Source organism: Rhizobium sp. BK602 (genome assembly GCF_014195095.1).
Lineage (GTDB): Bacteria > Pseudomonadota > Alphaproteobacteria > Rhizobiales > Rhizobiaceae > Rhizobium.
Map to the genome: position 1 here is coordinate 292,868 of NZ_JACIBC010000003.1, position 22,650 is coordinate 315,517.

General features: G+C 62.9%; 19 protein-coding genes. 6 read left to right on the forward strand and 13 right to left on the reverse strand.

The genetic code is table 11. The features are described 5' to 3' along the window. Positions 1-6 precede the first annotated feature (6 nt). The 4 genes from FHX11_RS11745 to FHX11_RS11760 are packed head-to-tail and all read right to left on the reverse strand — an operon-like array spanning position 7 to position 3,352. The gene (locus FHX11_RS11745) at positions 7-1,806 is read right to left on the reverse strand and encodes an adenine deaminase C-terminal domain-containing protein (RefSeq protein ID WP_184357800.1); all 1,800 of its coding nucleotides are present in this window, start codon (positions 1,804-1,806) and stop codon (positions 7-9) included. Between the two features lie 18 nt (positions 1,807-1,824). Then, a complete protein-coding gene (locus FHX11_RS11750; protein ID WP_184357801.1) occupies positions 1,825-2,457 on the reverse strand; it encodes a glutathione S-transferase family protein in 633 nt (210 codons plus the stop codon). After that, the gene (locus FHX11_RS11755; RefSeq protein ID WP_184357802.1) at positions 2,457-3,119 is read right to left on the reverse strand and encodes a Rieske (2Fe-2S) protein; all 663 of its coding nucleotides are present in this window, start codon (positions 3,117-3,119) and stop codon (positions 2,457-2,459) included. The genes FHX11_RS11750 and FHX11_RS11755 overlap by 1 nt, the downstream gene beginning before the upstream one ends. Next, positions 3,116-3,352 carry a hypothetical protein gene (locus FHX11_RS11760; RefSeq protein WP_246780964.1) on the reverse strand — a complete coding sequence of 79 codons (237 nt, stop codon included), beginning with the start codon at positions 3,350-3,352 and terminating at the stop codon, positions 3,116-3,118. Before FHX11_RS11760 ends, FHX11_RS11755 begins: the two co-directional genes overlap by 4 nt. A 248-nt stretch (positions 3,353-3,600) precedes the next feature. Here FHX11_RS11760 and FHX11_RS11765 point away from each other — a divergent pair, with 248 nt between their 5' ends. The 6 genes from FHX11_RS11765 (at position 3,601) to guaD (ending at position 10,648) form a co-directional block, all read left to right on the forward strand. Next, positions 3,601-4,722 carry a BMP family ABC transporter substrate-binding protein gene (locus tag FHX11_RS11765; protein ID WP_184357803.1) on the forward strand — a complete coding sequence of 374 codons (1,122 nt, stop codon included), beginning with the start codon at positions 3,601-3,603 and terminating at the stop codon, positions 4,720-4,722. A 79-nt stretch (positions 4,723-4,801) separates the two neighbouring features. Further along, on the forward strand, positions 4,802-6,376 hold the full coding sequence (locus FHX11_RS11770) for an ABC transporter ATP-binding protein (protein WP_184357804.1): 1,575 nt from the start codon (positions 4,802-4,804) through the stop codon (positions 6,374-6,376). Position 6,377: 1 nt separating this feature from the next. After that, positions 6,378-7,421, forward strand: coding sequence for an ABC transporter permease (locus tag FHX11_RS11775; protein ID WP_184357805.1), 1,044 nt, complete (start codon positions 6,378-6,380; stop codon positions 7,419-7,421). Positions 7,422-7,434: 13 nt separating this feature from the next. Continuing rightward, entirely contained in the window at positions 7,435-8,370 is a 936-nt protein-coding gene (locus FHX11_RS11780) for an ABC transporter permease (RefSeq protein WP_184357806.1), read from the forward strand. Between the two features lie 33 nt (positions 8,371-8,403). After that, positions 8,404-9,276: an aromatic ring-hydroxylating dioxygenase subunit alpha gene (locus FHX11_RS11785; protein ID WP_184357807.1), complete on the forward strand. Its 873-nt coding sequence runs from the start codon at positions 8,404-8,406 to the stop codon at positions 9,274-9,276. Positions 9,277-9,289: 13 nt separating this feature from the next. After that, positions 9,290-10,648: a guanine deaminase gene (gene guaD, locus FHX11_RS11790; protein ID WP_184357808.1), complete on the forward strand. Its 1,359-nt coding sequence runs from the start codon at positions 9,290-9,292 to the stop codon at positions 10,646-10,648. 11 nt (positions 10,649-10,659) lie between these two features. Here the strand turns inward: guaD and FHX11_RS11795 are convergent, their stop codons facing one another. The 9 genes from FHX11_RS11795 to murQ all read right to left on the reverse strand — a co-directional run bounded on the left by FHX11_RS11795 (position 10,660) and on the right by murQ (position 22,378). Then, positions 10,660-12,930, reverse strand: a complete 2,271-nt coding sequence (locus tag FHX11_RS11795) for an FdhF/YdeP family oxidoreductase (protein WP_184357809.1) — start codon at positions 12,928-12,930, stop codon at positions 10,660-10,662. A 140-nt stretch (positions 12,931-13,070) separates the two neighbouring features. Continuing rightward, complete coding sequence (locus FHX11_RS11800; protein ID WP_184357810.1) at positions 13,071-14,021, reverse strand: lytic transglycosylase domain-containing protein; 951 nt, start codon at positions 14,019-14,021, stop codon at positions 13,071-13,073. A 105-nt stretch (positions 14,022-14,126) separates the two neighbouring features. After that, positions 14,127-15,242 (reverse strand): anhydro-N-acetylmuramic acid kinase, encoded by a 1,116-nt coding sequence (locus FHX11_RS11805; protein WP_184357811.1) that lies wholly within the window; start codon positions 15,240-15,242, stop codon positions 14,127-14,129. A gap of 10 nt (positions 15,243-15,252) precedes the next feature. Continuing rightward, positions 15,253-16,272 (reverse strand): serine hydrolase, encoded by a 1,020-nt coding sequence (locus tag FHX11_RS11810; protein ID WP_184357812.1) that lies wholly within the window; start codon positions 16,270-16,272, stop codon positions 15,253-15,255. 21 nt (positions 16,273-16,293) lie between these two features. Continuing rightward, the gene (locus FHX11_RS11815) at positions 16,294-18,036 is read right to left on the reverse strand and encodes an ABC transporter ATP-binding protein (RefSeq protein ID WP_184357813.1); all 1,743 of its coding nucleotides are present in this window, start codon (positions 18,034-18,036) and stop codon (positions 16,294-16,296) included. Then, positions 18,033-18,872 (reverse strand): ABC transporter permease, encoded by an 840-nt coding sequence (locus tag FHX11_RS11820; RefSeq protein WP_184357814.1) that lies wholly within the window; start codon positions 18,870-18,872, stop codon positions 18,033-18,035. Before FHX11_RS11820 ends, FHX11_RS11815 begins: the two co-directional genes overlap by 4 nt. After that, positions 18,872-19,831 (reverse strand): ABC transporter permease, encoded by a 960-nt coding sequence (locus FHX11_RS11825; RefSeq protein WP_184357815.1) that lies wholly within the window; start codon positions 19,829-19,831, stop codon positions 18,872-18,874. The genes FHX11_RS11820 and FHX11_RS11825 overlap by 1 nt, the downstream gene beginning before the upstream one ends. Before the next feature lie 27 nt (positions 19,832-19,858). Beyond that, complete coding sequence (locus tag FHX11_RS11830) at positions 19,859-21,379, reverse strand: ABC transporter substrate-binding protein (RefSeq protein ID WP_184357816.1); 1,521 nt, start codon at positions 21,377-21,379, stop codon at positions 19,859-19,861. A gap of 75 nt (positions 21,380-21,454) precedes the next feature. Next, entirely contained in the window at positions 21,455-22,378 is a 924-nt protein-coding gene (gene murQ / locus FHX11_RS11835; protein ID WP_184357817.1) for an N-acetylmuramic acid 6-phosphate etherase, read from the reverse strand. Between the last annotated feature and the right edge of the window lie 272 nt (positions 22,379-22,650).

Sequence of the window (22,650 nt, forward strand, 5' to 3'; positions counted from 1 at the left end):
CTGCTATCAAACCGGCTCAAACAACGGCGCGATCATCATCTCCGGCACCAGCACCAGCCCCTTGTCGGTGATGCGGATTTCGGGGATGACGGAGAGCGGGATGAGGTTGAAGCCCATATAGGGGATGGTGCAGCCGGCCTTTTCCCATTCGATCTTCAGCGCCTTCACCTCCTCGGCAACCTCGTGCACGCGCTTGTCGGAGAGCAGCCCAGCGATCGGCAAGGGCACCATCGCCGTCACCTTGCCGTCGATGACCACGCAGACGCCGCCCTGCTTCGCCTCGATCGCATCGAGCGCGATCTGCATATCCGCCTCGTTGGTGCCGGCGACGATGATGTTGTGGCTGTCGTGGCCGACGGAAGAGGCCACGGCCCCCGTCTTCAGCCCGAAACTGTTCAAAAGACCATGCGCGACATTGCCTGACGATTTGCCGTGACGCTCGACCACCGTGACGAAGCACAGGCCGTGACGATCGAAATGCGTCTGCCAGTCATTGGCCGGTTCGAGTTCGACGGTGACATGGCCAAGCATGATGCCCGGCAATTCGGTCTTGATCGTATGGGCGATGACCGGCCCGACCGGCAGCTCCGGGGTCAGTTTCAGGTTCTTTGGCAGCTTCACCGTATGGTATGCCGCATCCGGATAGCGATAGGGATTGGAGAGTGCTGCGTCGAGAACCGGCGTGATCTTGCGGTTGTCGACCACCAGTTCGCCGCCATACCAGGTGCTTACCGGCTTCAGATCGTCGGTCAGCAGCACGAGATCGGCGCGGCGCCCGCCGCCGAGACCGCCGATTTCGTTTTCCATGCCGAAGCGCGTGGCCCCGTGCAGCGAGCCCATGGCCCAGGCCTGCTCCGGCGTCATGCCGGCGACTATGGCCTGGCGCGTGACCCAGTCGAGGCCGAACAGCAGGAGATCGTCGGCGTCGCGGTCGTCGGTGCACACCGCAATGCGCTTATGGGACGCGCCGAGTTCGGTGATCGTCTTGATCGCATGCGGCAGGCTGTGCCAGGCCGTCGTCGGCGGACCGCCGCGCAGAAAGAGCCAGATACCGGCCTCCAGCAGGTCGTCGGCGATCTCACGGTCGATCGCCTCATGCGTGTCGGTCACGCCGGATGCGGCATAGGCCGCCACGAATTCCCGGCCGTAGACATGACCCGAGACCGGGCGCCCGCGCTCCAAGGCCGCCGCCAGGATAGCATGGCTGCGCTCGTCGCCCATCGCCACTTGTACGAAATCCATCTTCTCGCCGAGTGCCGCGGCCTCCGGCCATTTGTCGAACAGATCGGCGATCTTTTTCGGCGTCAAATCACCGCCGGCGGTCTCGAGTTCCGGCGATGTCGCGGGCACCGTGCTCGGCACGGTCAGGAAGATGGACAGCGGCGCATGGCGGGCGTCCTCCAGCATCGCCTCGATGCCGGCGACATCCATGACGTTGCCGATCTCGTGACTGTCGCAGAAGATCGTCGTCGTGCCGTTCAGAAGGGCCGCCTCGGCATAGGCGCAGGCGGTCACCATGCTGGATTCGATATGGATATGCGGATCGACGAGACCGGGCGCGATAATACCGCCCCTGGCGTCATAAAGCTTGGCGCCGCCGCTCCTGTAACTACCGGCCGGCTTCACCGCGGCGATGCGGCCGCCGGAAACCCAGACTTCCTTGTCGGCAAGAATCCGCTCGGAATAGGTCGAGAGCACGCGCGCGCCCTGGATGACCAGATCGGGCTCCCGTCTGGCGGAGGCGACATCGGCAAGCAAGCGTGTCATGGTCGAAAGCGGCTTGACGGAAAAACGTGTGAGCGTCATCGGGTATCCACCTCAAAATCAATGATAATCGGGAATGCCGGGCATGGTGCGGAAGCCCTCGATCGCACGGAAACGCCGCAGCCAGCGGCGCAAGGCCGGATAGTCGTCATGATCGACGCCATAATCCCGGCTGAGCGCGAAGGAAGGAAACAGCGTCAGATCGGCCAGTGTCGGGCCGTCGCCAACGAACCACTCCAGCCCGTCGAAATGACGCAGCGTCATGTGATCGTCCATGATGCGGAAAGCCATACGGGCGCCGGCACGCAAGGCGGCCTCGTCGCCTGATGTAGCAAAGAGCGATTGCAGGCGGGCGGCAACTGCCGGAGCAAGCGCGGTTGCGGAAAAATGCAGCCACATGGTCGTCAGGCCGAAGCTTGCCGCCTGTTCCGGCAGCCAGCGCCGCGCCGGGTCATAGGTCCTGGCCAGATAGGCGAGGATAGGTTCGCTGCCGCTCAACACGAGATCGCCATCGCTGAGCACCGGCATGCTGCCGAGCGGATTGAGCGCCAGCATGGCCGGCTTGGTCTCCTCCCGGCCGGGAAACATGTCGACGGCAATGAGCTTGTGGGAAAGCCCGAGCATGGAAAGCAGCAGGCGAACACGATAGCTCCCCTCGTCCATCTCGTAATTGTAGAGCGTGATTTCCCCCATCACGCGACCTCCGCCATCTGCTCGAGGTCGAACCGCAACCGTGCAGCCCATTGCGCATATTGTTTCCGCTTGCCGCCGCCATCGCTCACAGATTGGACGAGCAGAACGATATGAATAGCTGTTTTTGCTGTAGAAATTTCCTGAACGGCGAGCAGTAATTGATCCTCGCCAAGCGCCAGCAGACCGAGATTCCCGTTGAGATCGCCCATGCCGATCGTCTTCAGCGCGGCAATGACATCGCCTGCACCGCATTCGACATAAAGGCTGCGCACCGGAGCTACATCCGCTGCCGCGTTGATATCCGGCAGGGAGGCTTCCGTGCTGGCCGTCGCCCAGACAATTCCATATTTCTCTTCGGCGGAGCAGGTCGGCACCTTGATGGTCTGCGGCACCTCCAGCGTCGGATGCGCGGGGATGTAGCGGCATTGCCCGGCGGTATCGTACTGCCAGCCATGATAGAGACAGGCGATATGATCTCCCCGAACGAAGCCGAAACTCATGCGCATGCCGCGATGCGGACAGCGGTCCTCCCAGACATGCGCCTTGCCGCTATTGTCGCGCCAGACGACGATTTCCTTGCCATCGACAACGGCGCCCGCCGATGTTCCCGGCTCGATCGATGCCGACAGCGCGACCGGCACCCATCCCGCTTCCAATGTCATAGAGTACTCCGCTCGATATCCAGAATGATGCAATCATAGGGGCCAAGGCTGCAAGCCATTTCAAAGGCGTCGACCAGATCCCCCTGCCCCTTGACGGCAAGCGTCGCCGACAGCGCGTCACAGGACTCCAGCTCGATTGCCAGGTCCAGTCGACGGGCGCGATGCTGCGCGAACTCGATGAAACTGTCGCATACCATTTGCCCTCGAAAGATAAACCGCGCCGTTTCGGTCATCTCCCGGAATGTCCATCCGCCCTAGCCATGCCGCTCCTTGCGCATTAAAAATGCGCACAATGCATAAAAAACATACATGCTTTAGTTTTAGGCATTCTAGGCTGGCTGCCCTTGAAAATTCAAGAGGCTTCCGGAAATGAGAACAGCCGCACACAGCAAAGCATGCCGAACGAGACGGATGCAATTGGCATAATTGTTGCGTCGATTTTCGCCGGGCGCCGTTCGCGCGCAAACCAGAAGAGGGCTTCATGATCGACTTGCGTTCGCTTTCCCGTCGCGGATTTCTAAACATGAGCGCCGCCGGCGCAGCCGCATTGGTACTGCCTGCCGGCCTTGCTGGTCAGGCGCGTGCGGCATCATCCTTTCCGGCGATCAAGGAAGAGGATGCCGTGGTCGGCTTCGGTCATGTCGGCCCGATCTCGGACGAAGGCTGGACCTGGGCGCATCACCAGGGTCTGCTCGCCGTCAAGGCGGCCTATCCGAAGCTGAAGAAAATCCTCGAAGTTGAAAACATCCCCTATTCCGCCGACGCGACGCGTACCTATCGCCAGTTCGTCAGCGAAGGCGCCAACATCATCTTCGACACCTCGTCGAATGGCGACTTCCTGCACGCGGTCGTCAAGCAGGCTCCCGAGGTCGCCTTCCTCGAATGCGGCGGCCTTGTCGATATGGACAATCTCGGCTGGTATTATCTGGCGCACTGGTATCCGACCTATGTCATCGGCGTCGCCGCCGGTCATCTGTCGAAGACGGGCAAGCTCGGCTATGTCGCCTCCTTCCCGGTCTCGTCGGTCTTTGCCTCCACCAATGCCTTCCTGATGGGCGCCCGTTCGGTCAATCCGAATGCGACGCTGCAGACCATCGCCATCAATTCCTGGTTCGACCCGCAGGCCGCCACCCAGGCTGGCACGGCGCTTATCGACAATGGCTGCGACTTCCTGTTCGGCATCATGGACGAGGCCGGTTATCTGCAAGTCGCCGAAAAGCGCGGCGTCTGGGCCGCCATGTGGAACACCGACGTCCGCCGCTATGGCCCGAACTCCTATGTCTCCTCGGTCCTGATCGACTTCGGCAAATATTATGTCGATCAGGTCGGCAAGCGCCTCGCCGGCACCTGGGCGCCGAGCGACACGCTCTTTGCCATGGGCGCCGGCGTCGATCGCGACAAGTGGGGCGAAAAGGTTCCCGCCGATGTCGCCGCCGCTGCCGATGCGGTGCGCGACAAGATCATCGGCGGCTGGTCGCCCTTCGTCGGCGAGATCAAGGATTCGACCGGCAAGGTTCGCGTTGCCGCCGGCCAGGCGATGACCGACAACGATCTCTACCATTGGGATTGGTCGGTCGAAGGCGTCACCGGCCTGAGCGCCTGATCGATATCCACGCCATACATCGGAACCCGGCCGGCCTCTCGGCCGGGTTCACCGATCATGCTATTCTGGTGCCTTGCCGATGACTGAAACCGAGCCCTCCTTCTTTTCGCCTCCAGGCACGCCGCCGCTGGTGCAGCTCAAGGGCATCGCCAAATATTTCCCCGGCGTGGTTGCCAACCAGGACGTCGATCTCGAGGTGATGCCGGGAGAGATCCATGCGCTGCTCGGGGAGAATGGCGCCGGCAAGTCGACGCTGATGAATATCCTGACCGGGATCTATCAGCCCGACGCCGGCGAGATCATCATCGACGGCTATGCAAAACAATTTGCCACGCCGATGCAGGCGATCGCAGCCGGCATCGGCATGGTGCATCAGCATTTCAAGCTGGTGCAGGCTTTTACTGTTGCCGAAAACATTCATCTGGGCTGGTCGGACACCCCACGCCGAGCCTCCGCCCAGGTGCTGGAGGCGCGCACGGCGGCGTTGGCAGAGAAATTCAACCTCCAGACCCGCCCAGGCGCGCGCGTCAGCGATCTTTCGACCGGCGAGCAGCAGCGCGTCGAAATCCTGCGTGTTCTGGCCAGGCAGGCGCGGGTGCTGATCCTGGACGAGCCGACCGCCGTGCTGACGCCGGCTGAAGCACGCGAGCTCTTCAAGGCGCTGCGCGATTTCGTGGCGCAAGGACATGCCGTCATCTTTATCAGCCACAAACTCGATGAGGTGCTGGAGATTTCCGACCGTATCAGCATCCTGCGCGGCGGGCGCAAGATCGCCACGGAGAAGACGGCCGACTGCAATCCGCGCATGCTCGCCAAGCTGATGGTCGGGCGCGACATCGTGCTCGCCGACATGCGGCAGCGAGCGGCGGGCGCGGCACCGATCTCCCCCGCACCGGTCCTGCGTCTCGATCATGTTTCCGCGCTCAACGATGCCGGGGCCGAGGCCCTGCATGACATCTCGCTGCAGGTACATGCCGGCGAGATCCTCGGCATTGCCGGCGTGGCGGGCAATGGCCAGCGCGAACTCAGCCAGGTACTGGCGGGCATGCGCCCGGTCAGCGGCGGACGCATCTTCGTCGACGGCGCGCCCGTCGAGCGCAGCAACGCGGCGGCTTTCGTCGAGCTCGGAGTCGGTCACATTCCGGAGGACCGGCTTCACAGTGGCCTGGCGCCGGCGCTCAGCGTCACCGTCAATACCGTGATGCGCGAATACAAGAAGCCACCGGTTTCGACGGGCGGCCTGTATCGCCCCAGTGCGGCAACCACGCTCGCCAAGGACATCGCCGCTGTCGCCGACGTCACTATTCCTGATTTCGGCATGCCCATCCGCAATCTTTCGGGAGGCAACCAGCAGCGCCTCGTCGCACGCCGCGAAATGCGCATTGCCCACAAGGTCCTGATTGCCGCTTATCCAAGCCGCGGGCTCGATGTCGGTGCCATCAATACGATGCTGCGCTATATCGTTGAACTGCGCGATGCCGGCGCCGGTATTGTCCTCATTTCCGAAGAGCTGGAAGAACTGCTCAATCTCTCGGACCGCATTGCCGTCCTCTATGAAGGCCGGATCATGGGAACACTCGACAATGACAAGATCGACATCGATCAGATCGGCCTGCTGATGGGCGGCCGGGCTCAAGCGCGTGAGGTCGCCTGACATGGCCGCATCCTGGCGTTTCCAGCGCATGCCTTCGGCTTCCCCCGCCAATGCTCTCGCGGCGCGGCTTTCGGCCATTGTGCTGGCCTTGCTCATCGCCGGCGCGGTTCTGGCCTTCACCGGTGCCAATCCCATCGCGCTTGCCTTAGAGGTGATCCAGTCGAGCTTCGGCTCCAGCTTCGGCCTGCAGGATCTCGGCGTGCTCCTCATTCCCCTGATCCTGACCGGGCTGTCGGTCGCCGTCGGCCAGCAGATCGGCGTCTGGAATATCGGCGCAGAGGGGCAGTTCTATGCCGGCGCCTTCGCCGCCGCGACAATCGGCCTCTTCGTGCCGGGACCGCCGGTCGTCATTCTGCCGCTGATGTTCTTCGCCGGTCTCATCGGCGGCGCGATCTGGATACTCATCCCGACACTTGCCCGCGCCTATGCGAACGTCAGCGAACTCATCACGACGCTGCTGCTCAACTTCGTCGCCGTCCTCCTCGTCTTTTACGTGTCGACCGGCGCCTGGCGCGACCGCATGGCGAATTCCGCTACCCGGAGATTGTCGGCGGAAATTCCCGAATTGTGGGGTTCGGTCCATTGGGGCTTTGCGATCGCCATTCTGGCAGCCCTGATCGTCGCCGCGGTCCTGGCTTTCTCGCGCTGGGGCTATGAGGTGCGCCTAGTCGGCTCCAATCCGTCGGCCGCCCACTATGCCGGCATGCCGGCCCGGCGCCATCTCATCACCGTCATGCTGCTCTCCGGCGCGATTGCCGGCCTTGCCGGCATGCTGGAAATCGCCGGCACGGTGCATCGCTTGCAGGGCGGGATCTCCAACAATTACGGCTATCTCGGCATCATGGTCGCTGTCCTTGCCCGCAATTCCGCCATCGGCGTCATCTTTTCCGCGGCGCTGATGGCCTTCATCCTCAATTCCGGCATCATCCTGCAGACCCAGGGCCTGACGACATCGGCGGTGCTGGCGATCACCGGCCTCATCCTCTTCCTGACGGCGATCGGTGACGAACTCGCCCATTACCGCATCGCCCGCGACAAGGCTTGAAGGAGACGACACCATGGAGCTTCTGACAGGCCTGCTCACCACCGCCTTTCTCGCCGGCGGCGTTCTGGCGCTCGCGGCCCTCGGCGAAGTGCTGGCGGAGCGCGTCGGCGTCGTCAATCTCGGCGTCGAAGGGCTGATGGCCATGGGAGCGCTGACGGCGATCGCGGCAACGGCCTCCGTCCCTTCGCCCGTTTTCGGCTTCACGGCCGCCCTTCTGGTCGGCACCGTCTTCGGCATGATCTTCGCCGTCGCCACCGTTCTGCTGCGCGCCAACCAGGTGCTGTGCGGCCTGGCGCTGACGCTGATGGGCAACGGCCTCGCCTCCAGCATCGGCCGCGCCTATTCCGGCATGCCGGCGCGCGCCACTTTCGCCGGGGTGGAGATCCCGCTGTTGAGCGAGATTCCCATTCTCGGCAGGGCCTTCTTCTCGCAGAACATTCTGGTCTACCTCATCTATATCATCCTGCCGGTAACCTTGAGCTATATCATGTTCCGCACCCGCCACGGCCTCAACCTGCGCGCGGTCGGCGAAAACCCGGCCGCGGCGGACGCCGCCGGCATTCCGGTCAATCTCATCCGCTTTGCCTATGTCACGGCCGGATCGGCGCTGGCAGCCGGCGCCGGCGCTTACCTGACGCTTGCCTTTGTGCCCTCCTGGTCCGACGGCGTGGTGGCGGGGCGCGGCTGGATTGCGGTGGCGCTGGTGATCTTCGCCGGCTACCGGCCAATCCCCGCCGTGCTGTCGGGCCTGCTGTTCGGCCTCATCACCGCCATCGGCTTCGTCGGCCAGGCGCGAGGATGGCCGATCGCTCCGGCCTTCCTCTCCATGCTGCCCTATCTCGGCACCATGGCCTTCATCATCGTGCCAGTGCTAGCCTGGCAGCGGATGCGCCGCATCATGGCCGCACCGGCCTCAATCGGCCTCCCCTATTATCGCGATGTCCGCTAGAGTGCGTTACCGGACAAGGAAAAGGAGCGTCGCATGAGCCCATGTTCCGACAACGTATGTTCCGACAAGGCAGCTCTCGATCAATGGTATCCGCTCGACACGGAAAGCGAGATCCCCACAGGCACCTCGGCCAACCGTCTTCTCGGCACGGATCTGACGATCATACGAGGCAGCGACGGCACGCTGACCGTCAAGGCCGAAGGCCGGGGCGAGCCATTGCCGCTGATCAAGCGCTTCGGCCTCGTCTGGACGACGCTCGGCGCGCCGCCCGGCGGCCTCTTCGAGCTGCCGGAAGCCGATGAGCCGGATCGGCGCGTCGTCAATTGCGGCTCGGTGACGGTGCGCGCTTCAGGGCTGCGTATCGTCGAAAACTTCCTCGACCTCGCGCATTTCCCCTTCGTCCATACCGATATCCTCGGTGCCGAGCCGCATACCGAGGTGACGCAGTACAATGTCGAGATCCGCCGCGAGGTGGATGAAGTCTGGGCGACCAATTGCCAGTTCTTCCAGCCACAGGCGGCCCTTTCGGCCAGCGAAGGCATCATGACCGATTACATCTATCGGGTCATGACGCCGTTCACGACGCTGCTCTACAAAACCTGCCCGAACGCGGCCAACCGCTGGGATGTCATCTGCCTGTTCGTACAGCCGCTCGATCCCGACCGCTGCCGCGCCCATCCCGTGATGTTCCTGATCGATGACGTATCGACGACGACGGAACTGGTGCATTTCCAGCAGCTCATTTTCCTGCAGGACCGCATCATTCTGGAGAACCAGCGCCCCGTGCTGCTACCACTGGAGCCGCGCGCGGAAATTCCGACGCGGGCCGATGCCACCTCGATCGCCTATCGTCGCTGGCTGAAGGAAAAGGGCATCACCTACGGCACGACGATCATGGCCGCCTGAAGAGAGAATACAGATGGATTTACGCGGCAAGACGCTGAACGCGTCGGGATTTCATACGCCCGAACGTGGGACGATCGATGCTCTGGACGACGTGCTGATCGAAATCGATGCGGACGGCGCCATCGCCGCCCTTCATCGTCACGGCGATCCGAATTACCGCAGCATCCGGGACGCCCGCGAAGCGTCGGGTGAACTCGTGACGCTGCCGGCCGGCTCCTACATCCTGCCGGGCTTCGTCGACTTGCATGTGCACGCACCGCAATATCCGCAGCTCGGCGACGCGCTCGACGTGCCGCTGGAAGTCTGGCTGCAGAAATACACTTTTCCGCTGGAAGCGCGCTATCGGGATATCGCCTTTGCGCGGCATGTCTACGGCCTGCTGGTCGAAGACCTCATCGCCAACGGCACGACCACGGCCCTCTACTTCGCCACCATCCATCAGGATGCGACACGGGTGCTGGTGGATATCTGCCTGGAAAAGGGCCAGCGCGCCCTGATCGGCAAGGTGGCGATGGACAATGCCGACGAGTGCCCGGATTATTATCGCGATCGGTCGGCTCAGGAGGCTCTCGACGATACGAGAGCCTTGATCGACTATGTGCGCGGCCATCCGGACAATCGCGAAGCACGCGTGCTGCCCGTCGTCACCCCGCGTTTCATTCCGTCCTGCACCGACGCCACGCTGGAAGGGCTCGGAGAGATCGCCCGGGAATGCGGCTGCCATGTACAGACCCATTGTTCGGAGAGCGATTGGGCGCATGGCTATGTCCTTGCCCGGCATGGCATGACGGATACGGACAGCCTCGATCGCTTCGGCCTGCTTGGCCGAAAGACCGTGCTGGCGCATGCGAACTTCCTGACGGCAAAGGACATGGAGACCGTCCAGGCACGCGAGGCGGCGGTTGCCCATTGCCCGCTGTCGAACGCCTATTTCGCCAATGCCGTCTTTCCGCTGCGCGCCGCGCTGGAAAAAGGACTGCACGTCGGTCTCGGCACAGATATTTCCGGCGGCCCGAGTGCCTCGATGCTCGAAAATGCCCGTGGCGCGATCCTCGTCTCGCGGATGCTGCAAAGCGGCGTCGATCCGGCCTTGGCGCCTGCCGCCCGTTCCGGCTCAGGGGCAGCCCAGATCGATTTTCGCGATGCCTTCTACATCGCCACATCGGGAGGCGGTCTGGCGCTCGACCTGCCCGTCGGGCAATTCACGCCAAGCTATCAGTTCGACGCCGTGCTCATCGACGCCACGGCCGAGAAAGGCACCGTCCGGCTGTTCGACGATCGCGACGAGGGCGAAGGCATCCTGCAGAAAATCATCTATACCGCATCGAAACCGAATATCGCGGCCACCTGGATCGGCGGCCGCAAGGTCTAAGCCGCAAGAAGCTAGGCCACCTTGCTGATGCGCACCGGCAGCGACTTGTAGGACGGCGTGCCGCTCTGCTTGTCCTGATAATCGATCGGGATCAGGCAATTTGCCTCCGGATAGTAGGCGGCGACCGAGCCCTGCGCGATATCATAGGAAATCGCCGTCAATTTCAGCCGTCGTTTTGCGCCGGAAGGCAAAGCCGTCTCGACCTCCACGAGGTCTCCATGCTCCAGCCCGTTCGCGGACAGGTCGCCATCGTTCATGAACAGCACGTCGCGCCGCCCGAAGACGCCGCGGTAGCGATCATCGAGGCCGTAGATCGTCGTGTTGTACTGGTCGTGGCTGCGGATGGTCGCGAGCTTCAGCACGCCGGCATCGGCGAGCGCGGCATCCTCGTTGAGGCCTGGAAACAGCAGGAACTCCGCCTTGCCCGACGGCGTCTTCCACACGCGCTCGGTCGGTCCGATCGGCAGGCGGAAACCGCCGGGCACCCGGATACGCTCGTTATAGCGCTCGAAATCGGGGAAGACGATTTCGATCTTGTCGCGGATGCGGTCATAGTCTTCCACCAGATGCATCCATTCGACCTTGCTGTCGGGCAAGGTCGCCTGCGCCATGGCAGCCACGATCGCTGGCTCCGATCGTAACTGATCGGAAGCCGGCTTCAGCTTGCCGCGTGAGGCGTGGACCATCGACATCGAGTCCTCGATCGTCACCGATTGCGGACCTGTTGCCTGAACGTCCTCTTCCGTGCGCCCCAACACCGGCAGGATGATGGATTCCTTGCCGACCAGCAGGTTGGAGCGGTTGAGTTTGGTATTCATGTGAACGGCGAGATCGAGCTTGCGCATGGCTTCAGCGCAAAGATCGGGATCGGGAAGCGCGATGGCGAGATTGCCGCCGAGGCTCAGCAGCACCTTCGAGCGCCCCTCCGCCATCGCCTGCATGCCGGCCACAGCGTCATGCCCATGGTGGGCCGGCGGCTTGAAGCCGAAGGCGCGCTCGATGCCGGCCAGCAATGCAGCATTTGGCTTTTCGGTGATCCCGACCGTACGGTCGCCCTGAACGTTCGAGTGGCCGCGCAACGGGCAGATACCCGCACCGGGCTTGCCGAAATTGCCGCGCAACAGCAGGAGATTGGCGATCTGCTGCACGTTGTAGGTGCCCATGGCATGCTGGGTGATGCCCATGCCATAGGGGATGATCGTCGCGTTGGATTTGACATAGGCCGCGGCAACCCGTTCGAGATCGGCGCGCGTCAGGCCGGATACGCGCTCGATATCGGCCCATTCCGTCTGCTTGAGATCGGCGGCGAAGGCATCGAAGCCGTTGGTGTGCTCGGCGATGAAAGCATGGTCGATCGCATCCGGCGATATCTCCGCCAGCGCCAGGACCGCTTTCATGATGCCCTTGAGGGCTGCCGCGTCCCCGCCGATCTTGACCTGATAATAGGAGGACGCGATCCGTGTCGAACTGAAGGTGCCCATCTCGATCGGACTCTGCGGATCGGCGAAGCGCTCGAGCGCCCGCTCCTTCAGCGGATTGAAGACGATAATCGGCACGCCGCGCTTGGAACACTCATGCAGCGTCCCCATCATGCGCGGATGATTGGTGCCGGGATTGTGGCCCATGGAGATGATCAGGTCGCAATGATCGAAATCGTCGAGCGATACCGTGCCCTTGCCGATGCCGATCGAATTCGGCAGGCCGGTGCTGGTCGCCTCGTGGCACATGTTGGAGCAATCGGGGAAATTGTTGGTGCCGTACTCGCGCGCGTAGAGCTGGAACAGGAAGGCCGCTTCGTTGGAGGCGCGGCCGGAGGTGTAGAACTCCACCATATCCGGGTCCGGCATGCTGCGCATGACTTCACCGATGCGGGCAAAGGCGGCATCCCATTCGATCGGCTGGTAGGTGTCGGTGGCGCGGTCATAGGCCAGCGGATGCGTGAGGCGGCCGGCATTTTCCAGCTCGTAGTCGCTCCACTGAAGTAGCTCGGTTACGGTATGCCCGGCAAAGAATTCCGGCGTCACGCGCTTGTTCGTCGCCTCCCAGGTCACGGCCTTCGCGCCGTTTTCGCAGAACTGGAAGGTGGACGTATGCTCCTTGTCCGGCCAGGCACAGCCAGGGCAATCGAAACCGGTGGGCTTGTTAGTGCGCAGCAGCAGCATCGGCGCTTCGGTGACATCCATCTGCTCGCGAACCGCCTTGGCGGTGGCCTTCAGCGCGCCCCAGCCACCAGCGGGGCTGTTATAGGGACGGATGCCCGGGACTTGACGTTTCTGCGCCATTGCACGCTCCTTTGGTTGCCTGCCAGGACTCCCTCCCCGAGACTGGTCGATAGACGAATATTCTCAGGACGTTGGCGAGTAAAGAGCAATAAATGGATGTCCCGTCGACATCCCCGAATGGAGGCTCGGACGGTGGAAGATCAGTTCTTGAAAACCAGGCAGCTTCCGCCTTGTTGACGGATTTGGGCGCAAACCTGTTCCGCCTCGGCCCGCGTTTCCCGGCCGATGCGGGCGGCGTAGCGGATGCGGAAACCGAAGCTGCCGTTGCGCTGGCGCACGATCAGGGGCTTTTCCTTGTTGAGCGGCGCCGAAAGCTTGCCGATATCCTCCGAAAACAGGCGGCGGGCGGCAGCGGGCTGGAAATGCTCGGCAAGCTGCACGCCCCAGGGTGCCCAGGGACGCTCCTGCTGCAATGCGACCTGCTTCAGCCGGCGAGTCCCGGCAAGCGCCAGGCAGGCTTCCAGGAATGGTTTGCCTTTGTCGAGTTTGGGCGCGGCGATATCTGGCGGATCGTCCTTCCATTGCTCGACCGTATAGGCAGTGATCGCCGTCACATAGCTGCGCGTTTCATAGGGGAGGCTGCCGGAGTTGAGGAAATTCGCCAACCCGTTTTCGCCGGCATTGTAGGCGGCGGCCGCAAAGCCGAGATTGCCGAAACGGTCGCGCAATTCATCGAGATACGTGGCTGCCTTGCTCAAGGCTTCCAGCAGGTCGTAGCTGTCGCGAACACCGCGCAGCCGTGCCGTTCCCGGCATGAATTGCGCTATGCCCTGCGCGCCCTTCGGGCTGACGGCGTCGGGCCGAAAGGTGCTTTCGCGCCAGATCAGTCTCGCCAGATAGTCGGGCGGCAAGCGGTTGGCATGCGCGAAATACTCGATCGCCTGACAGAGATCGCGGTTGTAGCTGTCTTTGCGAATGCACAGCGTTTCGCCACTGTCGGTGGTCAATGGTCCCGATAGGCAGGATGGCGGCGCGCCACTCCATTCAGGTTGCGCGCTTGCGGGACAAACAGCCGATGTCAGGAAGCCGATGGCCACGGCATGTCCGATGATCTTGCCGGCCAATCGCGACCGAAACTGTCCAGCTGCCATGCGCGCGCAATCCGTGGATGCCATCAAATCGCTAGGTCAACGATCTCATAGCATCCTTGCGCAACGAGGAAAACCTGAAAGGCTGGAGCGGCGAACCGAGGTATCCTATCCAGCCAGGCGGCCACCGCACATCGGCGCCGGTACGCCCGTCGTGCCGGGGAAGCTGATCGGCAATCCCCTCAGTACGCGCACGGCCAGGAACGCAAAACATTCCGCCTCGACGGCATCGCCGCGCCAGCCGAGCGTTTCCGCGGAAATCGGCTCCGCACCCGCGCGCGTCCGCAGCATCGCCATGATCGTCGGATTGCGGCGGCCGCCGCCGCTGACCACCAGCTTCGTGGGGCGGCGCGGCAGCAGATCCAGCGCCTTGCCGACGGCGGACGCCGTAAAGGCCGAAAGCGTTGCCGCGCCATCTTCGGGGCCAAGACCATCGGCCATGGAGGCGCCGAAGTCGAAACGATCCAGCGATTTCGGATAGGGAGCGCTGAGATATGGGTGCTGCAGCAGCTTCGCGAGCCTTGCCTCATCCACCGTACCTGCTTGGCCGAGCGTGCCGTCCCTGTCCATTTCGCCAAGGCCGTGGGCTTTGACGAAATCATTGAGCGGTGCATTGGCCGGTCCGGTATCGAAGGCGACGAAATTGCCTTCGCCGTCCGACCAGGTGATATTGGCGACGCCGCCGAGGTTGAGGATAGCGGTGTCATCGCCGGTGCCCGCGCTGCGCAGCAAAGCGGTATGATAGGCCGCCGCCAGCGGCGCGCCCTGCCCCCCTGCCCTGACATCGGCGGAACGGAAATCATAGGCAACCTTCGTGCCGAGGATGGAATGCATCAGCTCGCCATCGCCGAGCTGGCGCGTATCGCCGAGACGACCCTTCTGCGGGGCACGATGCAGCACGGTCTGGCCGTGGAAGCCGACCGCGCCGATATCGGCCATAGTCAGGCCAAAGCTCTCGACCAGCTCCTTGACCGCAGCCGACTGGGCGCGCGTCAGTGCCTCCTCGGCCTCCTTGAAGATGGCCGGCTCCGGCCCGTTGAAATTCCAGACCCTCGCCTGCGCCAAGGTCTCCTCCAGCAGCCGCCTGATCCAGTCCGGATAGGGCGCCAGCGCATAGGGACCGAATTCCGCGATCCGCTCGCCGTCCGTCTTGATCAACGCGACATCGATATTGCCGTCGAGAACGGTCCCCGTCATCAGACCGACTGCCCAGATTGGTTCCATGATCAAGATCCTAAGCTTTGTTGACGAGATCGCCGACGCTCTGTCGGAGCGAAACGATCCCGCTGTCGAAATGGCGTGTCGGATGAATGCGGTTGGTGAGCAGGGTCCAGGCCCTGCCTCTGTCAAAATCGATCCAGAGGCCGGTGCCGGTAAAGCCGGTATGGCCGATCGTACCCGGCGAACACAGCCTGCCGCCGGACCAGTCGTCATAAGGACGTTCCCAGCCATGGGTGCGCGTCGCCGACAAGGACGTGCGCATCAGGGCGATGGAGCGTTCGGCAGCACCCGTCCCGTTCAATAGTCCCTCGGCGAAATCGAGGATCGAGGACACCGTACCGAACAGGCCGGCATGGCCGGCGCCCGCAAGTGCCGAGCAATTGTCGTCATGCACTTCGCCCGAGAGAACACGATGGCGCCAGGTGCAGTCTTCCGTGGCGGCGGCCCGATCCGGCGCGGCGGAGAAGGCAAAACCCGGTCCGGCATCCATGTCGCGGATCGTCTGCCCGGTCAGGCGCTCCAGCGCGAACCCAAGCAGTATGAAATTGATGTCGGAATAGACAGGCGGTCCGGCTCGCCATTCGCGCTGCAGGATGAAGGCGCGCAGCAGATCGGGGCTCTGGCCATAGGTATAGAGCGGCTCGACGGCGGGAAAGGGCGTCTGATGGCCGAGGCACTGGCGGAAAGTCACCTTCCGCTCCCAGGCCGAGGCATCATATTGGCGCAGATCCGGCAGCAGCGAGGTCAGCGGCGCGTCGAGATCGATCGTGCCGGCCTCCGCCAGGGCCAGGATGCGTGGCGTCGTGAAGATGACCTTGGTCAGCGACGCCAGATCGAACCATATGTCGGTCAGCATCGGCCTCGAAACCGGAGCCTTTTGCGCCGAGCCGAGCGCGCGGACCATGCGGCCGCCGTCGAGATCGACGATGCCGAGCACGCCACCCGGAATACGCCCGGCCGCAACGGCGGCTTCGACAGGCGCGAATGCCCGGTCGAAACGCCGTGCCAAGTCGGTATCCGCCACTGGCGTCATATCCTCTCCCGCCCTTCTTTCTCAGGCTTCCGCCTGAGCCATGTGATCCGCAGCAAACCGGCGCCATTCGGGTGCGACCGGTTCGAAACCGAGCGGGCGCACCAAGGAGGGAAGCTGGCGCGTATCCAGCGCAAAATTCTCCCGCCGGCGCTCGACCGTCGGAACGGCCGAGATCAGCCGCTTCGTATAGGAATGCTTCGGCTCCGACAGCACCGAAGCGGCATCGCCGATCTCGACGATCTGACCGGCATAGATCACGGCGATCCTGTGCGCAATCCGCTCGACCACCGCCATGTCATGCGAGATGAACAGATAGGCAAGACGATATTCGCGCTGCAATTCGATCAACAGATCCAGAACCTGCGCCTGCACCGAGACATCAAGCGCCGAGACGGCTTCGTCGAGCACCAGAACGGACGGGTTCAGCATCAGCGCCCGCGCAATGCATAGCCGCTGGCGCTGGCCGCCGGAAAATTCATGCGGATAGCGCTCGAGACTGTTTTCGGGCAGGCCGACGCGCTTCAGCAACATGACCATCCTGTCGCGTATCTCCCTGGTAGCGCGGCCACCAGCAGCGATGACGGGCTCGGCCAGAATACTGTCCACTCGCAGCCGGGGATTGAGCGAGGCATAGGGGTTCTGGAACACCATCTGCACCGTCTTTGCCCGATCCGCGAGCCTTGCGCCCTGCGCCTGGAACGTTCCGCGCGTCGACTTGACCAGCCCCAGAATGGCGCGCGCCGTGGTGGATTTGCCGGAACCGCTTTCGCCGACGATCGCCAGCGTTTCGCCCGGCATCAGATCGAAATCGACACCCTCGACCGCATGCACGGCGCCAGCCGCGCGATGAAAGAAACTGCCCGAGACTGGAAAACGAACCGTCAGCCCTTCGACCTTCAACGCCGGCGCAGGCTCAGCCACCTCGTTCCGGCTGAAATCCGATCTGGCCGCGCGGCCCGCCGAAAAATGCGGGACGGCGTGAAGGAGATGCTGCGTGTAGGGATGAGCGGGTCTGTCCAGGATCTGGTTCAGCTCTCCCCGCTCGACCGCCTGTCCCGCCTGCATCACCATGACCTTGTCGGCAATGCCGGCAACGAGGCCGATATCGTGGGTGATGAAGATCATCGCCATGCCGGTCTCGCGCTTCAATTCGGCCAGCAGGGCCATGATCTGCGCCTGCACCGTCACATCCAGCGCCGTGGTCGGCTCGTCGGCGATCAGCAGGCGCGGATTGCAGGCGAGCGCGGTCGCGATCATCACCCGCTGCAGCATGCCGCCGGAGAGCTGGTTCGGGCAATATCTCAGCCGTCGCGCGGCATCGGGGATGCGGACGCGGTCGAGTGCATCCTTGGCCGCCGCCCTCGCCTGTCTACCGGTCAAGCCACGATGCAGGCGGAAGGACTCTTCGATCTGCGTGCCGATGGTCAGCACCGGATTGAGCGATGTCATCGGCTCCTGGAAGATCATGCCAATCTCGGCGCCACGGATTTTCGTCAGCGCCGCTTCGCTCGCCGTCGTCAGGTCGAGAACGCTGTTGTCGGCGCGCTTCAGCCTGATCGAGCCTTCGACAATGCGGCCGCCGCCGAAATCGACGAGGCGATTGATCGACAAGGCCGTGACCGATTTCCCCGAACCGCTCTCGCCGACGATCGCCAGCGTCTCGCCGGCGGCAAGATCGAAACTCACGCCGCGGACGATCCTGTTGGCGCGCGGATCGCGCCCGAAACCCACATGCAGATCGGAAACGGACAGCAGCGGGCTCATAAGGTCGCCCTCCGCATCTTGGGGTCGAGAATATCGCGCAAGGCATCGCCGAGCAGGTTGAAGCCGAGAATACTGATCATGATGGTGACGGCGGGGAAGATCAGCAGCCAGGGCGCCGTTTCCATCAGGTTGCGGCTGTCGCTCAGCATCAATCCGAGCGAAGACGCCGGCGGCTGCGTGCCGAGGCCGAGGAAGCTCAACCCGGCCTCCGTCAGAAGCGACCATGCCAGCGCCAGCGTGATCTGTACCGTCAGCGGTGCAACGAGATTAAGCAGCAGATGCCGCGTCAGGATATAGCGCTTGCTGCTGCCGAAGGTGCGGGCGGCATCGACGAAATCGCGCGCCTTCAGCGACAGCGCCGGCCCCCGCACGACGCGGGTGAAGATCGGCGTATAGACGATGGCGATGGCGGCGACACTGGTCCATGTCCCGGGGCCGACGATGGCGATGATCAGCAGTGCGAGAAGGATGGCCGGGAATGCCAGCAGCACATCCATCATCCGCATGATCACCCCATCCCAGCGCTTTCCGAACCAGGCGGCAGTCAAGCCCAGCACGGTGCCGATCAGGCTTGCGAGCGCGACGGAGAGGAAAGCGACGGTGAAGGATTCGCCAATCCCGTTCATGAGCCGGCTTGCCACGTCACGGCCGAAGAGGTCGGTCCCCATCCAATAGACGGCGTTCGGCGCATGCAGGCGGTCGATCCTGTTCTGCGTCAGCGGATCATGCGGCGTCAGGCCCAGCATGCCGAGAATGGCGAGGACCAGATAGACGAGAACGATGGCGCCGCCGATCCGGCCGCTCGTGTGCCCGAAAATAGCCCTGACGATGCGCATCAACCCTCTCCCAGGCGGACGCGCGGATCGAGCGCGACATAGGCGAGATCGACGAGGAGGTTGACGATCATGAAGTTGAGGGCGATGAACAGCACACTGCCCTGCACCAGCGCATAATCCCTTTGCAGGATCGCATCGAGCACCATGCGTCCGAGACCCGGAAGAGCGTAGATCTGCTCGACCAGCACGGCCCCGCCCAGCAGATAGCCGAACTCGACGCCGCTCAGCGTCACCACCGGTATGAGGGCGTTCGGCAAGGCATGGCGCCAGATGACGCCGCGCGCCGGCACACCGCGGCTGCGTGCCGTGCGGACGTAATCGTCGCTCAGAACGTCGAGCATGGCGGAGCGCACGACGCGCGTGACGGAGGCCGCGAAGGCGAAGCCGAGCGTCAGCGCCGGCAGGATCATCTGACCAAGATTTCCAAGAGGGTCCTGCCAGAACGGCGTGAACGCGCCCATGGTCGGCAGCACGCCGAACCCGGCCGACAGCGCATAGATGATCAACAGACCCAGCACGAAATTCGGCGTGGATTGCCCGATCATGGCGACGACGCGGACCAGCAGATCGGACGGCCTCTCGTTGCGGGTCGCGGCGAAGACGCCGGCAGGCAGGCCGATCAGCAGCGCGATCGCCATGGACAGCAAGGCGAGCTCGAGCGTCAGCGGAAAGCGTTCGAGGATGATGTCGAGCACCGGTTTGCCATAGGTGACGGAAAGGCCGAGATTGCCCTGGAGGACCCCGAACAGCCAGTGCCAGTACTGCACGAACCAGGACTGGTCGATGCCGAAATAGGCGGCGAGCGCCTGCCGCTGTTCCGGCGTGAGCAGGCCGGCATTGGTTCCCAGCATCGCCGTGATCGCATCGCCCGGCACCAGCCGGATGGCGATGAAGACGAGGATCGACACGCCCAGCATGATCAGCGGGAACGTCATCAGCCGGCGTGCCAGATATCCCATGGAACGTCCTCTAGAACCCGCGATCCGCTACTGGACGGAGACCTTGCTCAGACCGAAGAGAGAGCCTGTCGGCGTCGGCACGAAGCCTTGGACATTCTTCTGCTCGGCCGTGTAGCCATAGGCGGTATAGAGCCAGATCCAGGGCGAGACTTCGGCAATATGTTTTTCGAAGTCGGCGAAGATCGCCTTGCGCTTGGCCGGATCGGTCTCGGCACGGCCCTTCTGCATCAGGCTATCGAGCGTATCGTCGATATAGTTTGCGACCTTCTGCAGGTTGCCGGTCTTGGTCCAGTAGCGATTGTACATCGTATAGGGATCGGCGCTGCCGCCATTGAGCGCGACCGCCATGTCGAAATTGCCCTTCAGCCAGGTATCGACATAGACATTGAGTTCCATCACCTTGATATCGAGCTTGATGCCGATTTCGGCGAGCTGCGACTGGATGACCTGCGCCTCGGCCGCCGCTGTCGGCGGCTCGCCTGTCGCCGCGATCACGGTCGCGGAGAAGCCGTCCGCATGGCCGGCGTCGGCCATCAGCTTCTTGGCCTTTTCGACATCGCGCTTGTAGCAGAAAAGCTGGTTCGGATCGGTCGCGTAGAGTGGCATGGTCAACGGTCCCGTCACCTTGCCCTCGCCGAGTGCCGCCGTATCCATCACATCCTTCCGGTCGATGGCGCAGGAGATCGCCTGGCGCACGGCAAGCTGATCCATCGGCTTGCGGGACGGGTTCAACTGCAGGACGTTGTAGGAGAGGACCGGCGTCCGGGTCAGCTGCAGCTTCGGCTCCTTGGGAACCAGCGTTGCCACCAGCGGGTCGTTCAACAATGCGAAGTCGATCTGACCGGTCCGCAGCGAGGCCAGGATCGCCGTCTCATCGGGAAGCACGCTGATATCGATGCCGTCGACGCCGACCTTGCCGCCGGCCCAATCCTTGTTGGCGCTCAGGACCTCCTTGGAGTTCGGCACCCAGTTGTCGAGCTTGAACGGGCCGGAGCCGATCGCCTTGGTGCCAATGGAGCCGGCGGTAATCTCACCGGCCGGCACGATGGCGGCATTGAGGCTGGTCATCGCCGTCAGGATCGGAACGTCCGGCTGCGACAGATGAAAGACGACGGTCGTCGCGTCAGGCGTATCGATGCTGGCGATCGACAGGAAATTGGCGCGGGCGACAGCGGCCGTCGCCTGATCGAGAATGCGCTGGAACGACGCTTTCACGTCGGCCGAAGTGACCGCGGCGCCGTTCTGGAACTTGGCGTTCTGATTGAGTTTGAAGGTCAGCTCCTTGCCATCGGCGGAAAACTGCCAGCTCTCGGCAATGGCCGGTACGATCTGCAGATTGCCGTCGAGACGGACCAGCGGCTCGTAGATCAGTTCCAGCAGGCGGATCGAGGAGAAGGCGGTCTGCTTGTGCGGATCGAGGCCGGTCGCATCCTGCGCCCATGCCATGCGCAGCGTCGCCGCCTGCGCCTGAGTCGACATAGCCGCCATCCCGAGACCCGCCGCCAATGCGACGCAGGCGATCAGCCTGCCCGAAAAATAGCTCTTCATTATTCTCTTCGCCCCCTGTTGATTGTTACCCCAGCCGATTTTGGCCATTTCTTTGAGATCAGTCGCAATATCAGTTCATGCGGTTCTGGTGCTGATGGCCTTGCGCAGGAATCCACCAGCGTTTTGCAATGCCGTGCGGGCTTCTTCAATGCCCATGCCGGTAATTTCCATGAGAATGGCGAGTTTGACGTCATTGCCCGTCTGATCGAGCGCGCGGCGCGCCTCCTCCAGCGAGCAGCCCGTCGCCTGCATCACGATCCGGGCGGCGCGCGCAACCAGCTTCTTGTTGCTCGCATTCACATCGACCATGAGGTTTTGATAGCTCTTACCGATCCGGATCATGCTGGCCGTGGTCAGCATGTTGAGAATGAGCTTCTGCGCCGTGCCGGATTTCAGCCGCGTCGATCCCGTCAGGATTTCCGGGCCGACGACGGGGGAGATCGCGAGATCCGCGATGCCGGCGATGGCGGAATTGGGATTGCAGGACAGAGCGATGGTGACGGCACCGACGCTCTTTGCATAGTTCAGACCGCCGATGACGTAAGGCGTCCGACCGCTGACGGCGATGCCGACGACGACGTCCAAAGCCGTGAGCTTGACGTCCTGCAAGGCCTGGCGGCCCTGTTCAGGGTCATCTTCGGCACCCTCGATGGAACGGCGCAGCGCCTCAGGACCGCCCGCAATCAGGCCGATGACCATATCCGCCGGCACACCGAAGGTCGGCGGGCATTCGGATGCGTCGAGAACGCCGAGCCGGCCACTGGTACCCGCACCCATATAGATCAGCCGGCCACCCTTCTGAAAGGCGGCGACGATCTGGTTGACGGCTGCGGCAATCGCCGGAATGACCTTTTCGACCGCCAACGGAACGGTCTGGTCCTCATAATTGATTTCACGCAGAATATCGAAGGTCGGCAAGAGATCGATATGCATCGTGTTCGGATTGCGGCCCTCGGAAACCAATTGCTCCAGTTCGGATATCAATGTCTGTTCTGTCATGGGACTGCTCACGAAATAGCGCCTCGACATCGATAGCCAGATTGGCGGACGCGCTCACTTAAACACCGGCACACCGATCGGTTTTCGGCAAGATGGACGATCAAAACCTGCGTGGATCAGAGGATGGCCTTTTCGGCTTCGTTCTCGACCCGCTCCCTATTTACCAAGGTTAACGCTATGCCCGTTTATTCCTTACGTCAATCCATAAAGGAATAAAATATTCCAATCCGGTTGCACGAAAATCGCCACCACCGTTAGGCGGCGCCAATATC

Excerpts from the sequence above, each read along its gene's own strand:
- FHX11_RS11745 (WP_184357800.1), bottom strand. The coding sequence starts at position 1,806 with ATGACGCTCACACGTTTTTCCGTCAAGCCGCTTTCGACCATGACACGC.
- FHX11_RS11750 (WP_184357801.1), bottom strand. The coding sequence starts at position 2,457 with ATGGGGGAAATCACGCTCTACAATTACGAGATGGACGAGGGGAGCTAT.
- FHX11_RS11755 (WP_184357802.1), bottom strand. The coding sequence starts at position 3,119 with ATGACATTGGAAGCGGGATGGGTGCCGGTCGCGCTGTCGGCATCGATC.
- FHX11_RS11760 (WP_246780964.1), bottom strand. The coding sequence starts at position 3,352 with ATGACCGAAACGGCGCGGTTTATCTTTCGAGGGCAAATGGTATGCGAC.
- FHX11_RS11765 (WP_184357803.1), top strand. The coding sequence starts at position 3,601 with ATGATCGACTTGCGTTCGCTTTCCCGTCGCGGATTTCTAAACATGAGC.
- FHX11_RS11770 (WP_184357804.1), top strand. The coding sequence starts at position 4,802 with ATGACTGAAACCGAGCCCTCCTTCTTTTCGCCTCCAGGCACGCCGCCG.
- FHX11_RS11775 (WP_184357805.1), top strand. The coding sequence starts at position 6,378 with ATGGCCGCATCCTGGCGTTTCCAGCGCATGCCTTCGGCTTCCCCCGCC.
- FHX11_RS11780 (WP_184357806.1), top strand. The coding sequence starts at position 7,435 with ATGGAGCTTCTGACAGGCCTGCTCACCACCGCCTTTCTCGCCGGCGGC.
- FHX11_RS11785 (WP_184357807.1), top strand. The coding sequence starts at position 8,404 with ATGAGCCCATGTTCCGACAACGTATGTTCCGACAAGGCAGCTCTCGAT.
- guaD (WP_184357808.1), top strand. The coding sequence starts at position 9,290 with ATGGATTTACGCGGCAAGACGCTGAACGCGTCGGGATTTCATACGCCC.
- FHX11_RS11795 (WP_184357809.1), bottom strand. The coding sequence starts at position 12,930 with ATGGCGCAGAAACGTCAAGTCCCGGGCATCCGTCCCTATAACAGCCCC.
- FHX11_RS11800 (WP_184357810.1), bottom strand. The coding sequence starts at position 14,021 with ATGGCAGCTGGACAGTTTCGGTCGCGATTGGCCGGCAAGATCATCGGA.
- FHX11_RS11805 (WP_184357811.1), bottom strand. The coding sequence starts at position 15,242 with ATGGAACCAATCTGGGCAGTCGGTCTGATGACGGGGACCGTTCTCGAC.
- FHX11_RS11810 (WP_184357812.1), bottom strand. The coding sequence starts at position 16,272 with ATGACGCCAGTGGCGGATACCGACTTGGCACGGCGTTTCGACCGGGCA.
- FHX11_RS11815 (WP_184357813.1), bottom strand. The coding sequence starts at position 18,036 with ATGAGCCCGCTGCTGTCCGTTTCCGATCTGCATGTGGGTTTCGGGCGC.
- FHX11_RS11820 (WP_184357814.1), bottom strand. The coding sequence starts at position 18,872 with ATGCGCATCGTCAGGGCTATTTTCGGGCACACGAGCGGCCGGATCGGC.
- FHX11_RS11825 (WP_184357815.1), bottom strand. The coding sequence starts at position 19,831 with ATGGGATATCTGGCACGCCGGCTGATGACGTTCCCGCTGATCATGCTG.
- FHX11_RS11830 (WP_184357816.1), bottom strand. The coding sequence starts at position 21,379 with ATGAAGAGCTATTTTTCGGGCAGGCTGATCGCCTGCGTCGCATTGGCG.
- murQ (WP_184357817.1), bottom strand. The coding sequence starts at position 22,378 with ATGACAGAACAGACATTGATATCCGAACTGGAGCAATTGGTTTCCGAG.